We start from the raw sequence: 23,355 nt of genomic DNA, 5'->3' as shown, positions 1-23,355 counted from the left end.
CCGACTACTGCAAATACCCTTCATTAGCCTCAAAGAGTAAATCTTCCATTTGCTGATAAGCATTTTCACAACCAGGCACATTGAACAGCACCATCAAAATGACCCATTTCAAATCCTCAAGGTCAAAATCCTGTGTCTCAAGTGCCATGACCCGATCAATAACCATTTCTCGGGTTTCCAGATTAAGGACTTTAATCTGCTCAAGAAACAGCAGAAAACCGCGGCAATCTGCATCCAGACGCTGCTCTTCTTCAGCCGTGTAGATGCGTAACGCCAGGGGATCACTGGCCAATGCTAAAGGCGGGGTTTGCCCTTCCTGCAGATCAGCCAGTTTTTCCAGCCAGTCCAACGCGCTGTAGATATCATCACGATCAAATCCCGCGCGGGTGAGGTCATCAGTCAACGTATCCTGATCGACACGCATTTCAGTTTCATTGTGGATGTAAGTTTCAAACAAGTACATGAGTACGTCGAACATGGCCTGCCCTCCTTATACGGACATAGCCGCCGGGTACAGCTGCGATCCACCCTGCTAACTCCAGATCCAGTAACTTACTCACCACCTCTGGCACAGGTTGGCCGGCACGTTCAGCGACAACGTCAACAGGTGTAACCTCATCTCCTACGGTAGCCAACACATCAGCAAATGGCAATTCCAGTTCGCCTTCCGTCGCACAAATAATTTCCGGAACGCCCTCATTGGGAATATCGGCAAACCAACGCAGCCCATTATGGAGTTGTTCAAAAATGTCCAGAGGTTGAGTAACCAGGCTTGCGCCTTGTTGTATCAGCCAGTGGTTACCCTCCGTCATCGGATTGCCAATCGGACCGGGCAAGGCAAAAACCTCACGATTCTGTTCCAATGCATAACGCGCCGTCACCAGCGATCCACTACGCAGCGACGCCTCTACGACCAGAACCCCCAGACTTAATCCACTAATAATGCGATTACGGCGAGGAAAGTTTATCGGCAGCGGCGGTGTATTTAGAGGAAACTCCGACACCAGAGCACCGCCCTGTGCCACGATGGCATCCGCTAACGCCACATGTCGGCGGGGGTAAAGTCGGCGTAATCCACTTCCTAAGACGGCAAGGGTTTTCCCTTCTGCCTGTAACGCGGCACGATGGGCAATTCCATCAATACCAACAGCCAGCCCACTGGTTACTGTCAAACGATTCTGGCTGAGCTGTTCGCTAAAGAAATGTCCCCACTGTTCGCCATAAGCACTATTGTTACGGCTACCCACCACCGCGATTTGCGGAGATGACAGGAGGGTTGGCTCTCCAATGACATACAAACATGCCGGGGGAGACGCAATGTTACTGAGCAGTGGAGGATAATCGTCGCTGCCGAATGTCACCAGATGATGGGCCGACGTTTCCAACCAGTTTATGGAATTCTGTATATCCAAATCACTCAGGCCGAAAAATTGCTCAGTCTGATTTTGCGTCAAACCTAATGCTTTCAGATGTTCGGCCGAATACGAATTCTCGGCCTGCAATTGGCTGAACACTAGCGTACAGCGTTTGGCGCCAAGCCCCTTAACCGACGCCAGACGCAACCAGATTTCCGTATCCGTCATACCCCACTCCACACCCTGCTCTACTGTGGCCATGATGCTGTCAATCCCCCCCGGAAATGTCTACAATAAAGACTGGAGCATTCTAACCACCTGAATACAGATCTAAACCTATATGTCAGTCTTGCAAGTATTACATTTTCCCGATGAGCGGCTTCGCACTCAGGCAAAGCCGGTAAAAGAAGTTAATGCAGAAATTCAGCGTATCGTGGACGATATGTTCGACACCATGTACGAGGAAGAAGGTATTGGCCTTGCCGCAACACAAGTTGATATCCATCAGCGCATCATTGTTATCGATGTCTCCGAAGAACGGGATCAACGACTTGTGCTGATCAACCCGGAACTGCTGGAAAAATCCGGCGACACCGGAATAGAAGAGGGTTGCTTGTCGATTCCAGAAACCCGCGCACTGGTTCCTCGGGCTGAGCACGTCAAAGTGCGGGCGCTAGACCGTGAAGGAAAACCTTTTGAACTTGATGCTGATGGATTGCTGGCAATTTGTATCCAACATGAAATGGATCATTTGGTTGGTAAGCTGTTTGTCGACTATCTGTCGCCGCTGAAGCGCCAGCGCATTCGCCAAAAGCTGGAGAAATTAGCCCGGCAAAACAGCAAGGCATAAAACAGTATCGTAAACCTATATCCAGACAGGAAACTACGTGTCATTACGCATTATTTTCGCAGGAACGCCCGATTTCGCCGCGCAGCACCTTGCGGCGTTGTTATCCTCGGAGCATGAGATTGTCGGCGTCTTTACCCAGCCTGACCGCCCAGCAGGGCGCGGTAATAAACTGACCCCCAGTCCGGTCAAGGTGTTGGCTGAGCAGCATAGTATCCCGGTATTTCAACCCAAGTCATTACGCCCTGGCGAAAACCAGCAAATCGTGGCAGGACTCAACGCTGACGTGATGGTCGTGGTTGCCTATGGTCTTATCCTGCCACAAGCGGTTCTGGATATGCCTCGTTTAGGATGCATCAACGTTCATGGGTCACTATTGCCACGCTGGCGCGGAGCCGCACCGATACAACGTGCGCTTTGGGCTGGTGACAGCCTGACTGGCATCACGATTATGCAAATGGATGCCGGATTAGATACAGGAGCCATGCTTCATAAAATCGAATGTCCTATTTTGCCGGATGACACCAGCGCCACACTCTACGACAAACTGGCGAAGCTTGGCCCACAAGGGCTGATGGAAACTCTGGCACAGTTGTCTTCACCTCAGGTCACAGCACAAGTGCAGGATGACAGTCTGGCAACCTACGCAGAAAAGCTAAGCAAAGAAGAAGCGCGATTAGACTGGCAATTGTCCGCAGAGCAACTGGAACGTTGTATTCGGGCTTTCAACCCCTGGCCCGTCAGCTACTTTCTGGTTGAGGAACAACCAGTGAAAGTCTGGAAAGCACAGGTGCTAGATACTCAGCACCAACAACAGCCAGGAACTGTGCTTGCAGCCGATAAAGAAGGCATCAGAGTCGCCACCGCTAACGGCATATTAAATATTCAAATTCTTCAGCCATCGGGCAAAAAAGCCATGTCGGCACAGGACTTGCTGAACTCGCGTCGTGAATGGTTTATCCCAGGCAACACATTAGCCTGATGCCTTAAGCTGATGCTATTCGCCTGATACTGCGGTGCCGACAGACTTGTCGGTACCATCATTATTCCCCTATTCTTCTGAGCCGATGAAAAGCACATACAATCTTCGCAGTATTGCCGCCACCACCCTTGTACAGGTTGTAGAACAAGGGCAATCACTTAGTCAATTACTGCCTGCGCTCCAACGTGACATCAGTGAAAGAGATCGCGGCCTGCTGCAAGAGATCTGCTTTGGTGTATTGCGCGTATTACCGCAGTTGGACTGGTATCTTCGTCAACTGATGGCCAAACCGCTTACTGGCAAACAGAAAGTTCTGCATTATCTGCTAATGGTTGGCCTTTACCAGCTCATCCATACCCGCATTCCCCCTCACGCCGCTCTGGCAGAAACGGTTAATGGCGCAGTAGCCCTGAAACGCCCGCAATTAAAAGGGTTGATTAATGGCGTATTACGCCAGTTTCAGCGCGAACAAGAGGCGTTGCAGCAGCGGTTACAGAACAACCCAGCACGTTATTCGCACCCCGACTGGCTGTTACAACGACTGAAAAAAGCCTACCCCAGCCAGTGGGAACAAATTATCGACGCCAACAATCAACATCCTCCGATGTGGTTAAGGGTCAATCGCCGCCATCATACCCGTGAAGCTTATCTGACGTTATTACAGGAAAAAGGAATTGAGGCTCATCCTCACGCGCACTATCCAGATGCCATCAGACTGAGCACGCCTTGTGCTGTCAATTTATTGCCGGGCTTTGAACAAGGGTTTGTGACCGTACAAGATGCTTCTGCACAGGGCTGTATCCACTGGCTATCACCACAAGACCACGAAGATATTCTCGACCTCTGTGCCGCACCCGGCGGCAAAACAACGCATATACTTGAAGCAGCACCTCATGCCCGCGTACTGGCCGTTGATGTTGATGAACAACGTTTGAAACGAGTCAGAGAAAATTTGCAGCGGCTTAATCTGCATGCCGAAGTCAAATGTGGTGATGGCAGAACACCTGCACAGTGGTGCGGTGATAAGTGTTTTGACCGCATTTTACTCGACGCACCCTGCTCTGCTACCGGTGTCATTCGTCGCCACCCAGATATCAAATGGCTACGTCGGGATAGCGATATCGCCGAACTGGCATCGCTACAAAAAACGATTCTGGATGCCGTCTGGCCACGACTGAAAAACGGTGGCACGCTGGTTTATGCCACTTGTTCGGTATTACCGGAAGAGAATTGCCAACAAATAGCGGATTTCCTGCAACGACACGCTGACGCTATGTTGGTCGATACCGGAACACCGACCTCGCCAGGGATACAAATGTTGCCTGCGGCGGAAGATGGCGATGGTTTCTTTTATGCGAAGCTGATAAAAAGCGGACAATAGTCCACAGGTCCCCCAACGGGAACAGACACGGCAGAAATGACGATGAAGATAATTATTCTTGGTGCAGGTCAGGTTGGCGGAACGCTGGCAGAAAATTTGTCAGGTGAAAACAACGATATTACGGTTGTAGACACCAATACCACTCGACTACGCCAGCTTCAGGACAAATTCGATCTGCGCGTGGTTACAGGTTATGCCTCTCATCCACGCGTGTTGCGCGAAGCTGGAGCGGAAGACGCAGATATGTTGATAGCCGTAACCAATTCCGATGAAACCAACATGATCGCTTGTCAGGTCGCTTATTCGCTGTTTAATACCCCTAATCGTATTGCCCGAATCCGTGCATCAGAGTATATCCGCGAGTCAGAGCAGTTATTCCAGTCTGAAGCAGTACCCATCGACCATCTCATTTCGCCGGAACAGCTGGTCATCGATAATATCTACAAATTGATCGAGTATCCGGGAGCATTACAGGTTGTCAATTTCGCCGAGGGTAAAGTCAGTATTGCTGCAGTAAACGCATACTATGGTGGACCTCTGGTAGGGAATGCCATCGCCACAATGCGCGATCATATGCCGCATATTGAAACCCGAGTTGCCGCAATTTTTCGCCATGACCGCCCTATTCGTCCACAAGGCTCAACCGTTATTGAAGCGGGAGATGAAGTATTCTTTATTGCTGCTTCACAACATATTCGGGCAGTAATGAGTGAAATGCAGCGCCTTGAGAAGCCCTATAAACGCATCATGATTGTTGGTGGAGGAAATGTAGGAGCCGGCCTTGCCCGTAAACTCGAGAAAGACTATAGCGTTAAACTGATAGAACGCGATGCGCTTAGAGCTTCAGAATTGGCTGAACGTTTACAAAATACCATTGTTTTCCATGGTGATGCCTCTGACCAGGAGTTACTGGCCCAGGAACATATTGAGCAAATCGATGTATTTATCGCCATCACCAACGATGATGAAGCCAATATCATGTCAGCGATGTTAGCTAAGCGAATGGGTGCGAAGAAAGCAATGGTCTTGATCCAACGCCGGGCCTATGTCGACCTGGTTCAGGGAAGTGTCATTGATGTGGCGATCTCACCGCAGCAGGCAACGATTTCAGCTCTGTTGGGACATGTTCGCAAAGCGGATATCGTCAGTGTCTCATCTCTACGACGTGGAGTGGCAGAAGCCATTGAAGCCATTGCGCATGGTGATGAGGGCACATCAAAAGTAGTCGGTCGCATGATTGCCGATATCAAACTGCCACCAGGAACAATTATTGGTGCCATTGTACGTGGCGACGATGTGATCATTGCTAATAATAATTTGCAGATTGAGCAGGGTGACCACGTCATCATGTTTCTGACTGATAAGAAATATATCTCTGACGTTGAGCGTTTATTCCAACCTAGCCCATTCTTCCTCTGATAACCTTTCCTCTGGGCGTGTTAACCCACGCCCTATGTCATATACCATTTTGGTAATTTCTTTATCGCTTGTTAGAATTAAAAAAGGTTTAACAGGAGATAATGCAATGAGCCTAATAAAAGAGTTTCGTGAATTCGCCATGCGCGGCAATGTTGTTGACCTGGCTGTAGGGGTCATTATTGGTGCTGCATTCGGGAAAATCGTATCGTCGCTGGTGTCCGACATTATTATGCCACCATTGGGGTTACTGATAGGTGGTGTCGATTTCAAGCAGTTCCATTGGGTGTTACGAGAAGCGCAGGGCAACCTTGCTGCCGTCAGCATCAACTACGGCACATTCATTCAGAATATTTTTGATTTTGTTATCGTGGCCTTCGCCATCTTCATGGCCATTAAACTGATGAACAAATTGCGCCGTACTCAGCAGGAACAACCGAATACCCCGCCGAAAGTTACCGCAGAAGAAAAACTCCTGACAGAAATAAGAGATCTACTCAAACAGCAGATCGATAGCTAGTCTAAAAATTCATAACTGACCTTAATAACTGAAACAGCAAATCAGGAGGCCAGTGGTAAAAGTGTTATTTCTCTTACCACTGGCCTCCCAATTTTTACTCTGTGCTTTCTGATGTTTCTCTTTGCGTCGGTAGCTTCCTTTACCTTTGGTATTTTGCTCGACACGCTGGCGAAACAAGGGGTCATGCAGCAATGCTTCAAGTGCATTATCAGTTATTCGACCTTTGGTATGACGATAGTTCGACATAAATTACCTCATTTGATAGACATAACATTGGCAAGAACACCATATATAACGACAGGTCAGTCGTCTTTATCAGGGTGCAAACTCTTCTCAAACCGGCTCATCAGCTGATGCCGATAAGACATTTTTAAAAAATCCGTATTGACGCCTGAAAACTGTAAACGCAATTCAAGTGCTCTGAGCTGCCGGGATAACTCAACATACTCTTTTGATGCAGGGTCAGTAACGAGCAGCAAATCTGCCAGCGTCAACGCGTCCTTACGAGCTGATAACTCTGGTGGTAAAAACCCCGAATTTTTCATCAAGTGGTATGCGCTGCGCAACTCAGCAGGGACGGCACTATTATCATCCAATTGAAGCGGCTTACCGCTTCCCGATAAGTTCTCCAATTCTCCGCGCTTTTGTGCTTCGAGTATATGACGCTCAGCCCATTCATCAATAGGAAACATAGCATAACCCCCACACGCGAGATTTTGCTCATATGATAGTGGATTGAAAAGCACTCGAACAGCGGCGGGGAGGACTAAAATAAGGACGTAAAAAAACCGGGTTTCCCCGGCTTTTTTACGCTAGTGCAAATTACTCTGCAGCAGCAACTTCTTCTGTCTGAGAAACTGCGCGATCAACGAGCTCGATGTATGCCATCGGCGCATTGTCACCAGCACGGAAGCCACACTTCAGAATACGAGTGTAACCACCAGCACGGCTCGCGAAACGCGGGCCCAGTTCGTTAAACAGTTTAGCCACGATCTCGTTATCACGAGTGCGGGCAAATGCCAGACGACGATTAGCAACGCTGTCGGTCTTGGCAAGAGTAATCAGCGGTTCAACAACACGACGCAGCTCTTTCGCTTTCGGCAGGGTCGTCTTGATAATCTCATGACGAACCAAAGAACCAGCCATGTTACGGAACATAGCCTGGCGATGGCTGCTGTTACGGTTCAGTTGACGACCACTCTTACGATGGCGCATGACCTTATCCTTCTCAGTAAAACCTTAACCTGTGATCCGGTTACTCATCAGCAATGCTTGCCGGTGGCCAGTTTTCCAGGCGCATGCCCAGTGACAGACCACGAGAAGCCAGCACGTCTTTGATCTCAGTAAGAGATTTTTTACCCAGGTTAGGCGTTTTAAGCAATTCAACCTCGGTACGCTGTACCAGATCACCGATGTAGTGGATAGCTTCTGCCTTAAGGCAGTTAGCAGAGCGGACAGTCAATTCAAGATCGTCAACAGGGCGCAGCAGGATCGGATCGAATTCTGGTTTCTCTTCTTTCACTTCCGGCTGACGTACATCACGTAAGTCAACGAAAGCTTCCAATTGTTCAGCCAGAATGGTTGCCGCACGGCGGATCGCCTCTTCAGGATCGATCGTACCATTGGTTTCCATTTCGATAACCAGCTTGTCCAGGTCAGTACGCTGTTCAACACGCGCTGCTTCAACATTGTAAGCGATACGCTCAACAGGGCTGTAGCAAGCGTCGACTAACAGACGACCGATCGGGCGCTCATCTTCTTCCGTATGAATACGGGCAGACGCCGGCACATAACCACGACCACGCTGAACTTTGATACGCATATTGATAGATGCGTTCTCATCGGTCAGATGGCAGATCACATGCTGTGGCTTGACGATTTCGACATCACCATCATGGGTGATGTCGGCTGCAGTCACAGGGCCAATGCCAGATTTATTCAGGGTAAGAATAACTTCATCTTTGCCTTGAACTCTCACCGCCAGCCCTTTCAGGTTGAGCAGGATTTCCAGGATATCTTCCTGTACGCCTTCTTTGGTGCTGTACTCGTGCAGTACACCATCAATCTCAACCTCGGTCACCGCGCAACCAGGCATGGATGAAAGCAGAATACGGCGCAGTGCGTTACCAAGAGTATGGCCGAAGCCCCGCTCTAACGGCTCAAGGGTCACCTTGGCGTGCGTCGAACTAACTTGCTCGATATCTACCAGGCGCGGTTTTAGAAACTCTGTCACAGAACCCTGCATTGTGTCCTCTCTTTGGTACTAAGCTTTACTTGGAGTAAAGCTCGACGATCAGGTGTTCATTAATGTCCGCAGACAGATCGGTACGTTCAGGAATACGCTTGAACACACCTTCCATCTTGGCAGCATCAACTTCCAGCCAAGTTGGCTTTTCACGCTGTTCAGCCAGCTCCAGAGCGGCCTTAACACGAGACTGCTTTTTCGCCTTCTCGCGGATGCTGACTACGTCATTCGGAGATACCTGATAAGAAGCGATGTTAACAACGCGACCATTTACCATAACAGCTTTGTGACTTACCAGCTGACGAGCTTCTGCGCGGGTAGCGCCGAATCCCATACGGTAAACAACGTTGTCCAGACGACCTTCCAGCAACTGCAACAGGTTGGCACCTGTATTGCCTTTCAGGCGAGCGGCTTCTTTGTAGTAGTTACGGAATTGACGCTCCAGAACACCGTAGATACGGCGAACTTTCTGCTTCTCACGCAACTGCACACCATAGTCAGACAGACGCGGTTTACGTGCGCCGTGCTGGCCAGGAGCTTGTTCAATTTTACACTTGGAATCGATCGCGCGAACACCAGACTTTAGAAACAGGTCGGTGCCTTCACGACGGCTCAGCTTGAGCTTAGGACCCAAATATCTTGCCATTTTCTTTCTCCAGCAATCCTAAAAGCGGCGTTACACGCGACGCTTTTTCGGCGGACGACAACCGTTATGAGGGATCGGAGTCACATCAGTAATATTAGTGATGCGAAAACCAGCCGCGTTCAGAGCGCGGATAGTAGACTCACGGCCCGGACCAGGTCCTTTAACCATAACTTCCAGATTCTTGATACCGTACTCTTTCACAGCTTCAGCGCAGCGCTCTGCTGCTACCTGAGCGGCGAACGGAGTGGATTTACGAGAACCACGGAAACCGGAACCACCGGCAGTTGCCCAACCCAACGCATTACCCTGACGATCGGTAATGGTAACGATGGTGTTGTTGAAAGAAGCATGGATATGAGCCACACCGTCAGAGACTTGCTTTCTTACACGCTTACGTGCACGAATAGGTGCCTTTGCCATTATTCAATCACCCCGATTATTTCTTGATCGGTTTGCGCGGACCCTTACGGGTACGGGCGTTAGTCTTGGTACGCTGACCGCGAACCGGCAGACCACGACGGTGACGCAAACCACGATAAGTACCAAGATCCATAAGGCGCTTGATGCTCAGGGTGATTTCACGACGCAGATCGCCTTCTACAACAAACTTGGCAACTTCGTCACGCAGCTTATCGATTTGCTCTTCAGACAGCTCACTGATCTTAACATCTTCAGCAATACCCGTTGCAGCACAGATAGATTTGGAACGGGTTTTACCAATGCCGTAAATAGCAGTTAATGCAATTACGGTATGTTTATGATCAGGAATGTTAATGCCTGCTATACGGGCCACTATGCACTCCTACAATTTTATAAAGCAATACCATTCTGAAAAGCCCGTTTTCAGGATACTCAAATGACATTGCAGTTACATACAAAAGATTGGCTGGCTAATCTAGCCAGCTCAATCCAACTTTGCAAGAAAAATATGCGAGATAATCAGCCTTGGCGCTGTTTATGCTTCGGTTCGGCACTGCAGATAACGCGAACGATGCCGTTACGCTTAACAATCTTACAGTTACGACATAATTTCTTGACGGAAGCACGAACTTTCATTTTTACTCTCCGTAACTTCTCAAGCCAACCTAATCAGCGGCTATAGCCTTTCAGGTTTGCCTTCTTCAATGCAGACTCATACTGACTTGACATCAGCAGCGTTTGCACTTGAGCCATAAAGTCCATGATCACGACAACAACGATCAATAATGACGTCCCACCGAAATAGAACGGCACTTTCATTGCGTCACGCATGAACTCCGGGATGAGGCAGATAAAGGTAATATACATCGCACCAACTAATGTCAGGCGGGTCATTACTTTATCAATATACTTCGCCGTTTGCTCTCCCGGACGAATTCCTGGCACGAATGCACCGGACTTCTTCAGGTTATCTGCTGTTTCCCGCGGGTTAAACACCAACGCGGTATAGAAGAAACAGAAGAAGATGATTGCAGATGCATAGAGTAACACATAAAGCGGTTGTCCAGGCTGCAGATACAGCGAAATAGTCGTCAGCCAGTTCCAACCGGTACCGCCCCCAAACCACGATGCTATCGTCGCCGGGAACAGAATAATACTGGAAGCAAAGATAGCTGGAATAACACCGGCCATATTCACCTTCAGTGGTAAATGCGTACTCTGTGCTGCATATACGCGACGTCCTTGCTGGCGTTTGGCGTAGTTAACAACGATACGACGTTGACCGCGCTCAATAAACACTACAAAGAACGTTACTGCGAATACCAGCACTGCAACCAACAGCAACAGGAGGAAGTGCAGATCGCCTTGCCGCGCTTGCTCGATGGTATGGCCAATAGCCGGCGGTAGACCCGCAACAATACCTGCAAAGATTATGATTGAGATACCGTTACCGATACCGCGTTCAGTAATCTGCTCGCCCAGCCACATCAGGAACATAGTCCCGGTGACCAGACTGACAACAGCGGTGAAATAAAACGCAAAGCCTGGATTAATTACCAGACCTTGCATTCCAGGCATATTCGGCAAACCGGTAGCAATACCGATTGACTGAAATATTGCCAACACCAGAGTGCCGTAACGGGTATACTGGCTGATTTTACGTCGGCCAGCTTCCCCTTCCTTCTTAATTTCCGCCAGTGCGGGATGAACCACCGTCAACAACTGAATGATGATGGATGCCGAGATATACGGCATAATTCCCAGCGCGAAAATTGAAGCGCGGCTTAAAGCACCACCAGAGAACATGTTAAACATTTCAATGATGGTGCCACGCTGTTGTTCGAGCAATTTGGCAAGCACAGTGGCATCAATACCAGGAATGGGAATAAAAGAGCCAATACGGAAAACAATCAACGCACCGATAACAAACAAAAGTCTGCGTTTCAGTTCGCCAACTCCGCCTTTAGCACTTTGAAAATCTAATCCTGGTTGTTTAGCCATCTGCTACTTATTCCTCAATTTTGCCGCCAGCAGCTTCGATAGCAGCACGAGCGCCTTTGGTGACGCGCAGACCACGAATCGTTACCGGACGTGCAACTTCGCCAGACAGAATCACTTTCGCGAATTCAATCTGAACGCCGATGACGTTAGCAGCTTTCAGCGTATTCAGATCAACAACATCGCCTTCTACACGAGCCAGATCAGACAGACGGATTTCCGCTGTAATCATAGCCTTGCGAGAAGTGAAGCCGAACTTCGGCAGACGACGATACAAAGGCATCTGACCGCCTTCGAAACCACGGCGTACACCACCGCCAGAACGAGAGTTCTGACCTTTGACGCCGCGACCACCAGTCTTACCGAGGCCGGAACCAATACCGCGACCTAAGCGCTTCGGCGCGTGTTTAGAGCCTTCGGCCGGAGACAGAGTATTCAAACGCATCTGTTACTCCTCCACTTTAACCATGTAGGAAACCGCGTTGACCATACCGCGAACAGCAGGAGTATCCTCGCGCTCAACGGTGTGACCAATACGACGCAGACCCAGGCCAAGCAGCGTTGCCTTGTGTTTAGGCAGACGACCGATTGCACTACGGGTTTGAGTAATTTTAATAGTCTTTGCCATGGTCAATTACCCCAGAATGTCTTCAACGGATTTACCACGCTTGGCAGCGACCATTTCCGGGGACTTCATGTTAGCCAAGCCATCGATAGTTGCACGAACCACGTTAATCGGGTTTGTGGAACCATAGGCTTTAGCCAATACGTTGTGAACCCCTGCAACTTCCAGAACGGCGCGCATTGCACCACCGGCGATGATACCGGTACCTTCGGAAGCTGGCTGCATGAACACACGAGAACCTGTGTGTGCACCTTTAACCGGGTGCTGCAGAGTGCCGTTGTTCAGCGCGACATTCATCATATTGCGACGGGCTTTTTCCATCGCTTTCTGGATCGCTGCCGGAACTTCGCGAGCTTTACCGTAACCAAAACCGACGCGACCGTTACCATCACCTACCACAGTCAGTGCTGTGAAGGAGAAAATACGACCACCCTTAACGGTTTTAGATACGCGATTTACCGCGATCAGCTTTTCCTGCAGTTCGCCAGCTTGTTTTTCGATGTGAGCCATCTTACACCTCTACCTTAGAACTGAAGGCCAGCTTCACGGGCAGCATCTGCCAGTGCCTGGACTCGACCATGATATTGGAACCCGGAACGGTCAAAGGCCACACCCTTGATGCCTTTTTCCAGAGCGCGTTCAGCAACAGCTTTACCGACAGCTGCAGCAGCGTCTTTGTTACCGGTATACTTCAGTTGCTCAGCGATAGCTTTTTCTACAGTAGAAGCGGCTACCAGGACTTCAGAACCGTTCGGTGCGATAACCTGCGCATAAATATGGCGGGGGGTACGATGTACCACCAGACGAGTCGCACCCAATTCACGGATTTTGCGACGTGCGCGGGTTGCACGACGGATACGAGCTGATTTCTTATCCATAGTGTTACCTTACTTCTTCTTAGCCTCTTTGGTACGCACGACTTCATCGGCGTAACGGACACCTTTGCCTTTGTAAGGCTCAGGACGACGGTAAGCACGCAGGTCAGCAGCTACCTGGCCGATCAGCTGTTTATCCGCACCTTTCAGTACGATTTCAGTCTGAGACGGACATTCAGCAGTAATGCCTGCAGGCAGTTCGTGATCGATCGGGTGAGAGAAGCCCAGGGCCAAATTCACCACATTACCTTTCACGGCTGCACGATAACCTACACCTACCAATTGCAGCTTTTTGGTGAAGCCTTCGGTAACACCGATAACCATGCTGTTCAACAGAGCGCGGGTAGTACCGGCCTGAGCCCAGCCATCGGCAAAACCTTCGCGCGGGGCGAAAGTCAGCACGTTATCAGCTTGTTTAACTTCGACAGCGGCATTGATCTCACGAACCAACTCGCCGTTTTTACCCTTGATCGAAACATCCTGACCGTTGAGTTTTACCTCTACGCCGGCAGGAATGACGACGGGTGCTTTTGCAACACGAGACATTCTTCCCTCCCGATTACGCTACGTAGCAGATAATCTCGCCACCAAGACCAGCCTGGCGAGCTGCACGATCAGTCATCACACCTTTAGAGGTAGAAACAACTGCGATACCTAAACCGGCCATAACTTTCGGCAGCTCATCTTTGCGTTTATAGATGCGCAGACCAGGACGGCTGATACGCTGAATGCTTTCTACAACAGCCTTGCCCTGGAAATACTTAAGAGTCAGTTCCAGTTCAGGCTTGGTGTCGCCTTCAACTTTAAAATCTTCAATAAAACCTTCTTCCTTCAGCACGTTGGCAATTGCCACTTTCAGCTTGGAGGAAGGCATGGTGACCGCAACTTTGTTCGCGGCCTGACCGTTACGGATACGGGTCAGCATATCCGCGATCGGATCTTGCATGCTCATCTGTCTTTACTCCCGTGATTCAATTGGTGACAATTACCAGCTAGCCTTTTTCAGACCCGGAATTTCACCGCGCATGGCGGCTTCACGGACCTTGATACGGCTCAACCCGAACTTCCGCAGGAAAGCGTGCGGACGACCTGTCTGGCGGCAGCGGTTACGCTGACGGGACGGGCTGGAATCACGCGGCAGAGTCTGCAGCTTGAGAACAGCATCCCAACGATCTTCGTCGGATGAGTTCACATTGGAGATGATAGCTTTCAGCTCAACGCGCTTGGCGAAGAATTTATCAGCTAATTTCACGCGTTTAACTTCGCGTGCTTTCATGGATTGCTTAGCCATTAGTAACCCTACCTTACTTGCGGAACGGGAAGTTAAAGGCGGCCAACAGCGCACGGCCTTCATCATCGGATTTCGCAGTGGTGGTAATGGTAATGTCCAAACCACGAACGCGATCGACCTTGTCATAGTCGATTTCCGGGAAGATGATCTGCTCACGCACGCCCATGCTGTAGTTACCACGTCCATCGAATGATTTCGAAGACAGACCGCGGAAGTCGCGGATACGTGGTACAGCAATGGTAATCAGACGCTCAAAGAACTCCCACATGCGTTCGCCACGCAGAGTTACTTTACAGCCGATCGGATAGCCCTGGCGGATTTTGAAGCCTGCAACAGATTTGCGTGCTTTGGTGATCAACGGTTTTTGACCGGAGATAGCTGCCAGATCAGCTGCGGCGTTATCCAGCAGCTTTTTGTCAGCGATCGCTTCACCAACACCCATGTTCAGGGTGATCTTCTCGACCCGAGGGACTTGCATGACAGAATTGTAGCTGAACTGAGTCATCAGTTTGCTAACCACTTCGTCTTTGTAGTAATCATGCAGTTTCGCCATCGTACTACTCCAAATTACTTGATAGTTTCGCTGTTAGACTTGAAGAAACGGACTTTTTTGCCGTCTTCGAATCTAAAGCCTACACGATCCGCCTTGCCGGTGGCCGCATTGAAGATTGCAACGTTAGAAACCTGGATAGCAGCTTCTTTTTCAACGATGCCGCCTGGTTGATTCAGCGCCGGAACCGGCTTCTGATGTTTTTTAACCAGGTTGATACCTTCAACAACGACCTTACCAGAAGTCAGGACGTTCTTAACTTTACCGCGCTTACCTTTATCTTTGCCGGTCAGCACGATAACTTCGTCATCACGACGGATTTTCGCTGCCATGATTCGCTCCTTAGAGTACTTCTGGTGCCAGAGAGATAATTTTCATGAACTTTTCAGTACGCAGTTCACGAGTTACCGGCCCAAAAATACGCGTACCGATAGGTTGCTCGCTGTTATTGTTCAGAATAACGCATGCATTACCATCGAAGCGAACGACAGAACCGTCAGGGCGACGAACACCCTTCTTGGTGCGCACCACTACCGCCTTCAGTACATCGCCTTTTTTCACCTTACCGCGGGGAATTGCTTCCTTAATGGTAATTTTGATGATGTCGCCGACGCCTGCGTAGCGACGGTGCGAGCCACCCAGAACCTTGATACACATTACGCGACGTGCACCGGAGTTATCGGCCACATTCAGCATAGTCTGTTCTTGGATCATGTTTAGTGCTCCGCTAATGTCAACTACTACTTTTCGAACCCTTGCGGGTCATTAATACCCCAGAATCGAGGGCGCAGCATTATAACACCACTTATCGACTGTGGGTAGAAAAAATAAACGGCCCTTTACAGAGCCGTTTATTATCAAGAGAAGTGCAATACTGTATTACAGAATCGCTTTCTCTACAACGCGAACCAAGGTCCAGGATTTGGTCTTGGACAGCGGACGGCATTCGCGGATTTCAACCACGTCGCCAATTCCACATTCGTTGTTCTCGTCATGCACGTGCAGCTTGGTCGTGCGTTTGATGAATTTACCGTAGATCGGGTGTTTCACGAAACGCTCAATAGCAACAACAGCAGATTTCTGCATTTTGTCACTAACGACACGACCTTGCAGAGTACGGATTTTATCGGTCATTACGCACCCGCCTTCTCAGTCAGTAAAGTCTTAACGCGTGCGACATTACGACGCACTTGCTTCAACAGGTGAGTTTGTTGCAGCTGACCGCTGGCAGCCTGCATGCGCAGATTGAACTGTTCACGCAGCAGTCCGAGCAGTTCGGTATTCAGCTCTTCAACGCTCTTTTCACGCAGCTCTTTTGCTTTCATTACATCACCGTCTTAGTTACAAAGGTGGTTTTGATCGGCAGTTTCGCTGCTGCCAGTTCGAATGCCTCACGGGCTAACTCTTCCGGCACCCCGTCCATTTCGTACAGGACTTTACCTGGCTGAATCAAGGCAACCCAATACTCCACGTTACCTTTACCTTTACCCATACGCACTTCAAGCGGTTTCTCAGTGATCGGCTTGTCCGGGAATACACGGATCCAGATCTTACCCTGACGCTTAACAGCACGGGTCATAGCACGACGAGCAGCTTCGATTTGACGAGCAGTCAGGCGACCGCGGCCAACAGCTTTCAGACCGAAAGTGCCGAAGCTAACATCCGTACCTGCAGCCAGACCACGGTTGCGGCCTTTGTGCACTTTACGGAATTTTGTACGCTTTGGTTGTAACATTCAGCGACTCTCCTTACTTGCGGCCTTTACGCTGCTGCTTTTTCGGTTGAGCAGCCGGTTTTTCCGGTTGTTCAACGGCAGCCATACCACCCAGGATCTCACCTTTGAAGATCCACACTTTCACACCGATGACACCGTAAGTGGTGTGCGCTTCGGAGGTGTTGTAGTCGATGTCAGCACGCAGTGTGTGCAACGGAACACGACCTTCGCGGTACCATTCGGTACGTGCGATTTCGGCGCCGCCCAGACGACCGCTAACTTCAACTTTGATACCTTTAGCGCCCAGACGCATGGCGTTCTGAACAGCACGCTTCATCGCACGACGGAACATAACACGACGTTCCAGCTGAGAAGTGATGCTGTCAGCAACCAGTTTTGCGTCCAGTTCAGGCTTACGAACTTCAGCGATGTTGATCTGCGCCGGTACGCCAGCGATATCCGCTACGCCCTTACGCAGTTTTTCAACGTCTTCACCTTTCTTGCCGATAACGATACCCGGGCGAGCAGTGTGAATGGTCACACGAATGCTTTTAGCCGGACGCTCGATAACGATGCGAGAAACGGAGGCTTTCTCCAGTTCCTTGTTCAGGTACTGACGAACTTTAAAATCGCTGTCCAGGTTGTCAGCGAATTCTTTGGTATTCGCATACCAGGTAGAGTTCCAAGTTTTGACAATACCCAGGCGAATACCATTAGGATGTACTTTCTGACCCATTGCTAGTCTCCAGAGTCTCAGCGATCGGACACAACCACAGTGATGTGGCTGGTACGCTTCAGGATGCGATCCGCACGACCTTTAGCACGCGGCATAATGCGTTTCATGCTCGGGCCTTCGTCTACGAAGATTTTCGCAACTTTCAGATCGTCAATGTCAGCGCCATCGTTGTGTTCTGCGTTAGCAATGGCAGACTCCAGTACTTTCTTAACCAGACCAGCAGCTTTCTTGTTGGTATAGGTCAAAATATCCAGAGCTTGCGACACTTTCTTACCGCGAATCAGGTCAGCCACCAGGCGAACCTTCTGGGCAGAAGAACGAGCATGGCGATGTTTAGCGATAGTTTCCATCTCTTCCTCCTACCTTATTTCTTCTTGGCTTTTTTATCAGCCGCGTGGCCGCGATAAGTACGAGTCGGCGCGAATTCACCCAGCTTGTGTCCGACCATCTCATCAGAGATGAATACCGGAACGTGCTGACGACCATTATGGACAGCGATGGTCAAACCGATCATGTTTGGAAAGATCGTTGAGCGACGGGACCAGGTGCGCAGGGGCTTCTTGTCACCGCTTTCCACCGCTTTCTCTACCTTCTTCAGCAAGTGCAGGTCAATAAATGGACCTTTCTTGAGAGAACGTGGCATGGTTTATCCTCTAAAATTATTTAGTACGGCGACGTACGATGAATTTATCAGTACGCTTGTTGCTGCGGGTCTTCTTACCTTTGGTCTGAACGCCCCACGGAGTAACCGGGTGCTTACCAAAGTTACGACCTTCACCACCACCGTGCGGGTGGTCAACCGGGTTCATTGCCGTACCGCGAACGGTCGGACGAACACCACGCCAGCGTGCAGCACCTGCTTTACCCAGAACGCGCAGCATATGCTCAGCATTGCCAACTTCGCCCAGCGTTGCGCGGCAGTCAGATTCGACTTTACGCATTTCGCCAGAACGCAGACGCAGGGTAACGTAAGCACCTTCACGCGCAACGATCTGAACGTAAGCACCAGCAGAGCGAGCCAGCTGGCCGCCTTTACCTGGTTTCATTTCTACGTTGTGAACCGTTGAACCGACCGGGATGTTACGCATCGGCAGGGTGTTACCGGTTTTGATTGCAGCATCAACACCAGACTGAATCTGGTCACCTGCTTTCAGGCCTTTCGGCGCCAGGATGTAACGGCGTTCGCCGTCTTTGTACAGAACCAGCGCGATGTTCGCGGAACGGTTCGGATCGTACTCCAGACGCTCAACTACAGCCGGGATACCATCTTTGTTGCGTTTGAAGTCAACAATACGGTACTGCTGTTTGTGACCACCACCGATGTGACGAGTGGTGATGCGACCATTGTTGTTACGGCCACCGCTTTTGCTGTTTTTTTCCAGCAACGGGGCATACGGTTTGCCCTTGTGCAGCTCAGGGTTAACCACTTTAACAACGTGGCGACGACCCGGAGATGTCGGTTTACACTTAACAACTGCCATTGTTCTTACTCCTCCGACTTACTCTGCGCCGCCGATGAAGTCCAGATTCTGGCCTTCTTTCAGGGTGACGTAAGCTTTTTTCCAGTCGCTACGACGACCGATACGCTGTCCGTGACGTTTTACTTTCCCTTTAACAACCAGGGTGCGGACGTCATTGACTTCGACTTCAAACAGTTTCTGTACAGCAGCTTTGATTTCTGCTTTAGTCGCGTCTTTAGCAACTTTGAGTACGATGGTGTTGTTTTTTTCCATCGCAGTAGACGCTTTTTCAGAAACGTGCGGCGCGCGCAATACTTTCAGCAGACGTTCTTCACGAATCATGCCAGCATCTCCTCAACTTGCTTAACAGCATCAGCAGTCATAACCACTTTGTCGAAGGCGATCAGGCTTACTGGATCGATGCCTGCTACGTCGCGTACGTCAACCTTGTACAGGTTGCGAGCGGCCAGGAACAGGTTCTCATCCAGTTCACCAGTGATGATCAGCACGTCATCCAGCGCCAATTCTTTCAGTTTCTGAGCCAGCAGCTTGGTTTTCGGTGCTTCAACAGAGAACTTCTCGACAACGATCAGACGGTCCTGACGTACCAGTTCGGACAGGATGCTTTTCAGCGCGCCGCGGTACATCTTTTTGTTTACTTTCTGGCTGTGATCCTGCGGCTTGGCTGCGAAAGTCACGCCACCAGAACGCCAGATCGGGCTCTTGATAGAACCAGAACGCGCACGGCCGGTGCCTTTCTGACGCCACGGTTTTTTACCGGAACCAGTTACTTCAGCACGGGTCTTCTGAGCGCGAGTACCTTGACGGGCACCTGCTGCATAAGCAACAACAACCTGGTGAACCAGCGCTTCGTTGAAATCACGACCGAAGGTAGTTTCGGAAACAGTCAGCGCGCTTTGCGCGTCTTTCAATACTAATTCCATTGCTATCTCCTCACGCCTTCACAGCCGGTTTAACGATCAGGTCGCTACCGGTTGCACCCGGGACTGCACCTTTAACCAGCAGCAGGTTGCGCTCAGCGTCAACACGTACTACGTCCAGGCTCTGAACGGTTACACGTTCGTTACCCAGCTGGCCTGCCATTTTCTTGCCTTTGAACACTTTGCCCGGAGTCTGGTTCTGACCGATAGAACCCGGAACACGGTGAGACAAGGAGTTACCGTGGGTAGCGTCCTGAGTGCGGAAGTTCCAGCGCTTAACGGTACCGGCAAAGCCTTTACCTTTAGAAGTACCGGTAACGTCTACTTTCTTAACGTCAGCGAAAACTTCAACGCTAATGTCCTGTCCTACAGCGAATTCTTCGCTGTCAGCCAGACGGAATTCACGCAGAACGCGGCCAGCTTCTACGCCAGCTTTAGCGAAGTGACCTGCTTCAGGCTTGGTTACACGGTTAGCTTTTTTAGCGCCGGTGGTGACCTGGACAGCACGGTATCCGTCGTTCTCCAGGGTTTTAACCTGAGTCACGCGGTTTGCTTCAATTTCGATTACGGTTACGGGGATAGAAACGCCTTCTTCAGTGAAGATGCGGGTCATACCCACTTTTTTACCGACTAAACCAATCATTGTTTCAACCTCTCAATCGCTCAATGACCTGATTAACCCAGGCTGATCTGCACGTCTACACCGGCAGCCAGATCCAGACGCATCAGAGCATCAACGGTTTTCTCGGTTGGCTCAACGATGTCAACCAGACGCTTGTGAGTGCGAATCTCGTACTGATCACGCGCGTCTTTGTTGACGTGCGGGGAGATCAGAACGGTAAAGCGCTCTTTGCGGGTCGGCAGCGGGATCGGACCACGGACCTGCGCACCAGTGCGCTTGGCAGTCTCGACGATTTCCGCGGTTGATTGATCGATCAGACGATGATCAAACGCTTTCAGGCGGATACGGATTCTTTGGTTCTGCATGAGACCAGAGCTCCAATTATTTTATAAACGAAAATAATTACTACTCGTACCCATTACGATTGATGGGAGAGTGTAATCGTTCGGTACATAACCCCCATATCGGGAGTATTGTTCGGCGGGTATCGGGTACCTGCCTTCAGATTCATACGAATCGGGCCTACCATTTCAGGTAAGCCCGCGCATTATACGTAAATTCGCTCAGGAAGCAATCGAAAGTTAGAAGTGATGCTTTATTAACCTGATTAGGGTTACATTGTGGTCATCTTGACGCATGTGGCAGAGGGGAGAACATCACTCTTCTTTCAACTGCGTTTGCAGGTAATTCTGTATACCCAGACGCGCGATCAGCTCCAGTTCGGTTTCCAGCCAATCGATGTGCTCTTCTTCATCGGTGAGCACCTCAATCATCAAATCACGGCTGACATAATCTCTCACTGAATCAGCATAGGCGATGGCCTCGCGTAAGTTCTTCGCGCCTTCAAGCTCTAGCGCGAGATCCGAGCGTAGCATTTCTTCAACATCTTCACCGATATTCAGTTTGCCGAGATCCTGTAGGTTAGGGACCCCTTCCAGAAACAGTATGCGTTCAATGTACCGATCTGCATGTTTCATTTCGTCAATCGACTCATGATACTCATGGTCGTTAAGACGCTTAAGTCCCCAGTTCTTAAACATGCGGGCGTGAAGGAAGTACTGGTTGATAGCCACCAGCTCATTGCCCAACAGTTTATTCAGATGTGTAATGACATTTTTATCGCCTTTCATGACTTTGCTCCTCCGCTTCAGTATTAAAAAGTGTAGAAGCGGTCTACACAGAGTCAAAAAAATGCCCTTACGACTCAGGCGACTTTATACAATTGCGCATCTTTTGCTGTTTCTTCTTCCAGAATCAGCCTGGCCTGGCGGATACATTTGCCGCATGACGTTCCGATCGGCACAAATTGCTTCAGCTGTTTCAGCGACTGCGGTTGGTGCTGGCGAACAACTTGCCGGATGACTTTATCGGAGACGGCATTGCATAGACAGACATACATACGCGGATAACTCATTTTTTAATCAACTAACCGCATTGTAAATAAGAATGGTTTTTATTTCAATTCATGATTGGGGTAATAAAAAAGGGTACCGAAGTACCCTTTTTACTTTTCATGTCAGTTATCGATATTAAGCGATAACTTTGGCAACCACGCCGGCGCCTACAGTACGGCCACCTTCACGGATAGCGAAACGCAGACCGTCGTCCATCGCGATCGGAGCAATCAGGTTTACGACCATCTTGATGTTATCGCCAGGCATAACCATTTCCACGCCTTCCGGCAGTTCGATGGTGCCAGTCACGTCAGTAGTACGGAAGTAGAACTGCGGACGGTAGCCTTTGAAGAACGGCGTGTGACGGCCACCTTCGTCTTTGCTCAGAATGTACACTTCAGATTCGAACTGAGTGTGCGGCTTGATTGAGCCCGGTTTAGCCAGTACCTGACCACGCTCAACTTCATCACGTTTGGTACCACGCAGCAGAACACCCACGTTCTCGCCCGCACGGCCTTCGTCCAGCAGTTTACGGAACATTTCAACGCCGGTGCAGGTGGTTTTCGTGGTGTCTTTGATACCCACGATTTCCACTTCTTCACCCACTTTGATGATGCCGCGCTCTACACGACCGGTCACTACAGTACCACGGCCGGAGATAGAGAATACGTCTTCGATCGGCAGCAGGAACGGCTTGTCAATCGCACGCTCAGGTTCCGGAATGTAGCTGTCCAGCGCTTCAGCCAGTTCAATGATTTTCGCTTCCCACTCGGCATCGCCTTCCAGCGCTTTCAGCGCAGAACCGCGGATTACCGGCGTGTCGTCGCCCGGGAAGTCGTACTGAGACAGCAGCTCACGCACTTCCATCTCAACCAGTTCCAGCAGCTCTTCGTCATCAACCATGTCACATTTGTTCAGGAACACGATGATGTACGGAACGCCTACCTGACGACCCAGCAGGATGTGCTCACGAGTCTGCGGCATCGGGCCGTCAGTCGCAGCAACTACCAGGATCGCGCCGTCCATCTGGGCAGCACCGGTGATCATGTTTTTCACGTAGTCGGCGTGTCCCGGGCAGTCAACGTGCGCGTAGTGACGAGTCGGGGTATCGTATTCAACGTGAGAGGTGTTGATGGTGATACCACGCGCTTTTTCTTCCGGCGCGTTGTCGATCTGGTCGAATGCACGAGCCTGGCCACCGTAGGTTTTTGCCAGAACGGTAGTGATGGCAGCAGTCAGAGTAGTTTTACCATGGTCAACGTGGCCGATAGTACCGACGTTGACGTGCGGTTTTGTACGTTCAAATTTTTCTTTAGACACGGCTATATTCCTTACTC

40 protein-coding genes are annotated in these 23,355 nt (G+C 50.1%); 5 read left to right on the top strand and 35 right to left on the bottom strand.

Translation table 11 applies throughout. From position 1 onward, the window contains the following. Positions 1 to 4: 4 nt before the first annotated feature. Both FGI04_RS21235 and dprA read right to left on the bottom strand, forming a co-directional pair. Entirely contained in the window at positions 5 to 478 is a 474-nt protein-coding gene (locus tag FGI04_RS21235) for a DUF494 family protein (RefSeq protein WP_012886329.1), read from the bottom strand. Then, positions 450 to 1,583 carry a DNA-protecting protein DprA gene (dprA, locus tag FGI04_RS21230; RefSeq protein WP_342699231.1) on the bottom strand — a complete coding sequence of 378 codons (1,134 nt, stop codon included), beginning with the start codon at positions 1,581 to 1,583 and terminating at the stop codon, positions 450 to 452. Before dprA ends, FGI04_RS21235 begins: the two co-directional genes overlap by 29 nt. A 112-nt stretch (positions 1,584 to 1,695) precedes the next feature. On the opposite strand from dprA, the gene def reads away from it, so the two are divergent. The 5 genes from def (at position 1,696) to mscL (ending at position 6,501) form a co-directional block, all read left to right on the top strand. Further along, entirely contained in the window at positions 1,696 to 2,205 is a 510-nt protein-coding gene (gene def, locus FGI04_RS21225) for a peptide deformylase (RefSeq protein WP_012886331.1), read from the top strand. A 37-nt stretch (positions 2,206 to 2,242) separates the two neighbouring features. Beyond that, a complete protein-coding gene (gene fmt / locus FGI04_RS21220) occupies positions 2,243 to 3,184 on the top strand; it encodes a methionyl-tRNA formyltransferase (RefSeq protein WP_407274132.1) in 942 nt (313 codons plus the stop codon). An 85-nt stretch (positions 3,185 to 3,269) separates the two neighbouring features. Then, positions 3,270 to 4,565 carry a 16S rRNA (cytosine(967)-C(5))-methyltransferase RsmB gene (gene rsmB, locus FGI04_RS21215; RefSeq protein ID WP_342699232.1) on the top strand — a complete coding sequence of 432 codons (1,296 nt, stop codon included), beginning with the start codon at positions 3,270 to 3,272 and terminating at the stop codon, positions 4,563 to 4,565. Between the two features lie 42 nt (positions 4,566 to 4,607). Next, on the top strand, positions 4,608 to 5,984 hold the full coding sequence (gene trkA, locus FGI04_RS21210; protein WP_038905811.1) for a Trk system potassium transporter TrkA: 1,377 nt from the start codon (positions 4,608 to 4,610) through the stop codon (positions 5,982 to 5,984). 106 nt (positions 5,985 to 6,090) lie between these two features. Then, positions 6,091 to 6,501: a large-conductance mechanosensitive channel protein MscL gene (mscL, locus tag FGI04_RS21205; RefSeq protein ID WP_342699233.1), complete on the top strand. Its 411-nt coding sequence runs from the start codon at positions 6,091 to 6,093 to the stop codon at positions 6,499 to 6,501. 21 nt (positions 6,502 to 6,522) lie between these two features. Here the strand turns inward: mscL and FGI04_RS21200 are convergent, their stop codons facing one another. From FGI04_RS21200 to tuf, 33 genes are all read right to left on the bottom strand, one after another. After that, the gene (locus FGI04_RS21200) at positions 6,523 to 6,747 is read right to left on the bottom strand and encodes an alternative ribosome-rescue factor A (RefSeq protein WP_407337209.1); all 225 of its coding nucleotides are present in this window, start codon (positions 6,745 to 6,747) and stop codon (positions 6,523 to 6,525) included. A 56-nt stretch (positions 6,748 to 6,803) separates the two neighbouring features. Next, positions 6,804 to 7,193, bottom strand: coding sequence for a DnaJ family domain-containing protein (locus tag FGI04_RS21195; protein WP_407337208.1), 390 nt, complete (start codon positions 7,191 to 7,193; stop codon positions 6,804 to 6,806). Positions 7,194 to 7,323: 130 nt separating this feature from the next. Beyond that, positions 7,324 to 7,716, bottom strand: coding sequence for a 50S ribosomal protein L17 (rplQ, locus tag FGI04_RS21190; protein WP_012768122.1), 393 nt, complete (start codon positions 7,714 to 7,716; stop codon positions 7,324 to 7,326). Positions 7,717 to 7,756: 40 nt separating this feature from the next. Next, complete coding sequence (locus FGI04_RS21185; protein ID WP_012768121.1) at positions 7,757 to 8,746, bottom strand: DNA-directed RNA polymerase subunit alpha; 990 nt, start codon at positions 8,744 to 8,746, stop codon at positions 7,757 to 7,759. Positions 8,747 to 8,771: 25 nt separating this feature from the next. Next, positions 8,772 to 9,392 carry a 30S ribosomal protein S4 gene (rpsD, locus tag FGI04_RS21180; RefSeq protein ID WP_012768120.1) on the bottom strand — a complete coding sequence of 207 codons (621 nt, stop codon included), beginning with the start codon at positions 9,390 to 9,392 and terminating at the stop codon, positions 8,772 to 8,774. A 30-nt stretch (positions 9,393 to 9,422) separates the two neighbouring features. After that, positions 9,423 to 9,812, bottom strand: coding sequence for a 30S ribosomal protein S11 (gene rpsK / locus FGI04_RS21175; RefSeq protein ID WP_002919257.1), 390 nt, complete (start codon positions 9,810 to 9,812; stop codon positions 9,423 to 9,425). A 16-nt stretch (positions 9,813 to 9,828) separates the two neighbouring features. Further along, complete coding sequence (rpsM, locus tag FGI04_RS21170) at positions 9,829 to 10,185, bottom strand: 30S ribosomal protein S13 (RefSeq protein ID WP_012768119.1); 357 nt, start codon at positions 10,183 to 10,185, stop codon at positions 9,829 to 9,831. Positions 10,186 to 10,331: 146 nt separating this feature from the next. Next, a complete protein-coding gene (gene rpmJ / locus FGI04_RS21165; RefSeq protein ID WP_012768118.1) occupies positions 10,332 to 10,448 on the bottom strand; it encodes a 50S ribosomal protein L36 in 117 nt (38 codons plus the stop codon). A 33-nt stretch (positions 10,449 to 10,481) separates the two neighbouring features. Beyond that, positions 10,482 to 11,813, bottom strand: a complete 1,332-nt coding sequence (secY, locus tag FGI04_RS21160; RefSeq protein WP_013319693.1) for a preprotein translocase subunit SecY — start codon at positions 11,811 to 11,813, stop codon at positions 10,482 to 10,484. Positions 11,814 to 11,820: 7 nt separating this feature from the next. Then, positions 11,821 to 12,255, bottom strand: coding sequence for a 50S ribosomal protein L15 (gene rplO / locus FGI04_RS21155; RefSeq protein ID WP_012886341.1), 435 nt, complete (start codon positions 12,253 to 12,255; stop codon positions 11,821 to 11,823). Between the two features lie 3 nt (positions 12,256 to 12,258). Then, entirely contained in the window at positions 12,259 to 12,438 is a 180-nt protein-coding gene (gene rpmD / locus FGI04_RS21150; protein WP_004846568.1) for a 50S ribosomal protein L30, read from the bottom strand. 6 nt (positions 12,439 to 12,444) lie between these two features. Beyond that, positions 12,445 to 12,945: a 30S ribosomal protein S5 gene (rpsE, locus tag FGI04_RS21145; protein WP_012768115.1), complete on the bottom strand. Its 501-nt coding sequence runs from the start codon at positions 12,943 to 12,945 to the stop codon at positions 12,445 to 12,447. Positions 12,946 to 12,959: 14 nt separating this feature from the next. Next, complete coding sequence (gene rplR, locus FGI04_RS21140) at positions 12,960 to 13,313, bottom strand: 50S ribosomal protein L18 (RefSeq protein ID WP_012768114.1); 354 nt, start codon at positions 13,311 to 13,313, stop codon at positions 12,960 to 12,962. 9 nt (positions 13,314 to 13,322) lie between these two features. Then, positions 13,323 to 13,856, bottom strand: coding sequence for a 50S ribosomal protein L6 (gene rplF, locus FGI04_RS21135; RefSeq protein ID WP_013319697.1), 534 nt, complete (start codon positions 13,854 to 13,856; stop codon positions 13,323 to 13,325). A 13-nt stretch (positions 13,857 to 13,869) separates the two neighbouring features. Next, positions 13,870 to 14,262 (bottom strand): 30S ribosomal protein S8, encoded by a 393-nt coding sequence (gene rpsH, locus FGI04_RS21130; protein ID WP_012768112.1) that lies wholly within the window; start codon positions 14,260 to 14,262, stop codon positions 13,870 to 13,872. A 33-nt stretch (positions 14,263 to 14,295) separates the two neighbouring features. Continuing rightward, a complete protein-coding gene (gene rpsN / locus FGI04_RS21125; RefSeq protein ID WP_012768111.1) occupies positions 14,296 to 14,601 on the bottom strand; it encodes a 30S ribosomal protein S14 in 306 nt (101 codons plus the stop codon). Between the two features lie 13 nt (positions 14,602 to 14,614). Then, positions 14,615 to 15,154, bottom strand: coding sequence for a 50S ribosomal protein L5 (gene rplE / locus FGI04_RS21120; protein ID WP_016943913.1), 540 nt, complete (start codon positions 15,152 to 15,154; stop codon positions 14,615 to 14,617). A 14-nt stretch (positions 15,155 to 15,168) separates the two neighbouring features. Then, positions 15,169 to 15,483: a 50S ribosomal protein L24 gene (gene rplX / locus FGI04_RS21115; RefSeq protein ID WP_012768109.1), complete on the bottom strand. Its 315-nt coding sequence runs from the start codon at positions 15,481 to 15,483 to the stop codon at positions 15,169 to 15,171. Positions 15,484 to 15,493: 10 nt separating this feature from the next. Further along, complete coding sequence (gene rplN, locus FGI04_RS21110; RefSeq protein ID WP_012768108.1) at positions 15,494 to 15,865, bottom strand: 50S ribosomal protein L14; 372 nt, start codon at positions 15,863 to 15,865, stop codon at positions 15,494 to 15,496. Positions 15,866 to 16,030: 165 nt separating this feature from the next. Continuing rightward, the gene (rpsQ, locus tag FGI04_RS21105; protein WP_012768107.1) at positions 16,031 to 16,285 is read right to left on the bottom strand and encodes a 30S ribosomal protein S17; all 255 of its coding nucleotides are present in this window, start codon (positions 16,283 to 16,285) and stop codon (positions 16,031 to 16,033) included. Further along, positions 16,285 to 16,476, bottom strand: coding sequence for a 50S ribosomal protein L29 (gene rpmC, locus FGI04_RS21100; RefSeq protein WP_012764048.1), 192 nt, complete (start codon positions 16,474 to 16,476; stop codon positions 16,285 to 16,287). Before rpmC ends, rpsQ begins: the two co-directional genes overlap by 1 nt. Beyond that, on the bottom strand, positions 16,476 to 16,886 hold the full coding sequence (rplP, locus tag FGI04_RS21095) for a 50S ribosomal protein L16 (RefSeq protein ID WP_012768106.1): 411 nt from the start codon (positions 16,884 to 16,886) through the stop codon (positions 16,476 to 16,478). Before rplP ends, rpmC begins: the two co-directional genes overlap by 1 nt. Positions 16,887 to 16,899: 13 nt before the next feature. Continuing rightward, on the bottom strand, positions 16,900 to 17,601 hold the full coding sequence (gene rpsC, locus FGI04_RS21090; RefSeq protein WP_012768105.1) for a 30S ribosomal protein S3: 702 nt from the start codon (positions 17,599 to 17,601) through the stop codon (positions 16,900 to 16,902). A 17-nt stretch (positions 17,602 to 17,618) separates the two neighbouring features. Beyond that, a complete protein-coding gene (gene rplV, locus FGI04_RS21085) occupies positions 17,619 to 17,951 on the bottom strand; it encodes a 50S ribosomal protein L22 (RefSeq protein ID WP_012764045.1) in 333 nt (110 codons plus the stop codon). A 14-nt stretch (positions 17,952 to 17,965) separates the two neighbouring features. Then, positions 17,966 to 18,244, bottom strand: coding sequence for a 30S ribosomal protein S19 (gene rpsS / locus FGI04_RS21080; RefSeq protein ID WP_012764044.1), 279 nt, complete (start codon positions 18,242 to 18,244; stop codon positions 17,966 to 17,968). A gap of 16 nt (positions 18,245 to 18,260) precedes the next feature. Further along, positions 18,261 to 19,082: a 50S ribosomal protein L2 gene (gene rplB, locus FGI04_RS21075; protein WP_012886343.1), complete on the bottom strand. Its 822-nt coding sequence runs from the start codon at positions 19,080 to 19,082 to the stop codon at positions 18,261 to 18,263. 18 nt (positions 19,083 to 19,100) lie between these two features. Beyond that, on the bottom strand, positions 19,101 to 19,403 hold the full coding sequence (rplW, locus tag FGI04_RS21070; RefSeq protein ID WP_009111205.1) for a 50S ribosomal protein L23: 303 nt from the start codon (positions 19,401 to 19,403) through the stop codon (positions 19,101 to 19,103). Beyond that, positions 19,400 to 20,005, bottom strand: a complete 606-nt coding sequence (gene rplD / locus FGI04_RS21065) for a 50S ribosomal protein L4 (protein WP_012764041.1) — start codon at positions 20,003 to 20,005, stop codon at positions 19,400 to 19,402. The genes rplW and rplD overlap by 4 nt, the downstream gene beginning before the upstream one ends. Before the next feature lie 10 nt (positions 20,006 to 20,015). Continuing rightward, positions 20,016 to 20,645: a 50S ribosomal protein L3 gene (gene rplC / locus FGI04_RS21060; RefSeq protein ID WP_012886344.1), complete on the bottom strand. Its 630-nt coding sequence runs from the start codon at positions 20,643 to 20,645 to the stop codon at positions 20,016 to 20,018. A 32-nt stretch (positions 20,646 to 20,677) separates the two neighbouring features. Then, positions 20,678 to 20,989: a 30S ribosomal protein S10 gene (gene rpsJ / locus FGI04_RS21055; protein ID WP_001181005.1), complete on the bottom strand. Its 312-nt coding sequence runs from the start codon at positions 20,987 to 20,989 to the stop codon at positions 20,678 to 20,680. A 291-nt stretch (positions 20,990 to 21,280) separates the two neighbouring features. Beyond that, the gene (gene bfr / locus FGI04_RS21050) at positions 21,281 to 21,754 is read right to left on the bottom strand and encodes a bacterioferritin (protein ID WP_038925450.1); all 474 of its coding nucleotides are present in this window, start codon (positions 21,752 to 21,754) and stop codon (positions 21,281 to 21,283) included. Between the two features lie 74 nt (positions 21,755 to 21,828). After that, positions 21,829 to 22,023, bottom strand: coding sequence for a bacterioferritin-associated ferredoxin (gene bfd / locus FGI04_RS21045; protein WP_012886346.1), 195 nt, complete (start codon positions 22,021 to 22,023; stop codon positions 21,829 to 21,831). 130 nt (positions 22,024 to 22,153) lie between these two features. After that, positions 22,154 to 23,338 carry an elongation factor Tu gene (gene tuf, locus FGI04_RS21040; RefSeq protein ID WP_012882957.1) on the bottom strand — a complete coding sequence of 395 codons (1,185 nt, stop codon included), beginning with the start codon at positions 23,336 to 23,338 and terminating at the stop codon, positions 22,154 to 22,156. Positions 23,339 to 23,355: the final 17 nt, after the last annotated feature.

Origin of the sequence: Dickeya ananatis (assembly GCF_019464615.1) — a bacterium.
Taxonomy (GTDB): Bacteria; Pseudomonadota; Gammaproteobacteria; order Enterobacterales; family Enterobacteriaceae; genus Dickeya; species Dickeya oryzae.
The sequence above is the reverse complement of the archived record's forward strand: the minus strand, read 5'-3'. Positions and strand labels throughout refer to the sequence as shown.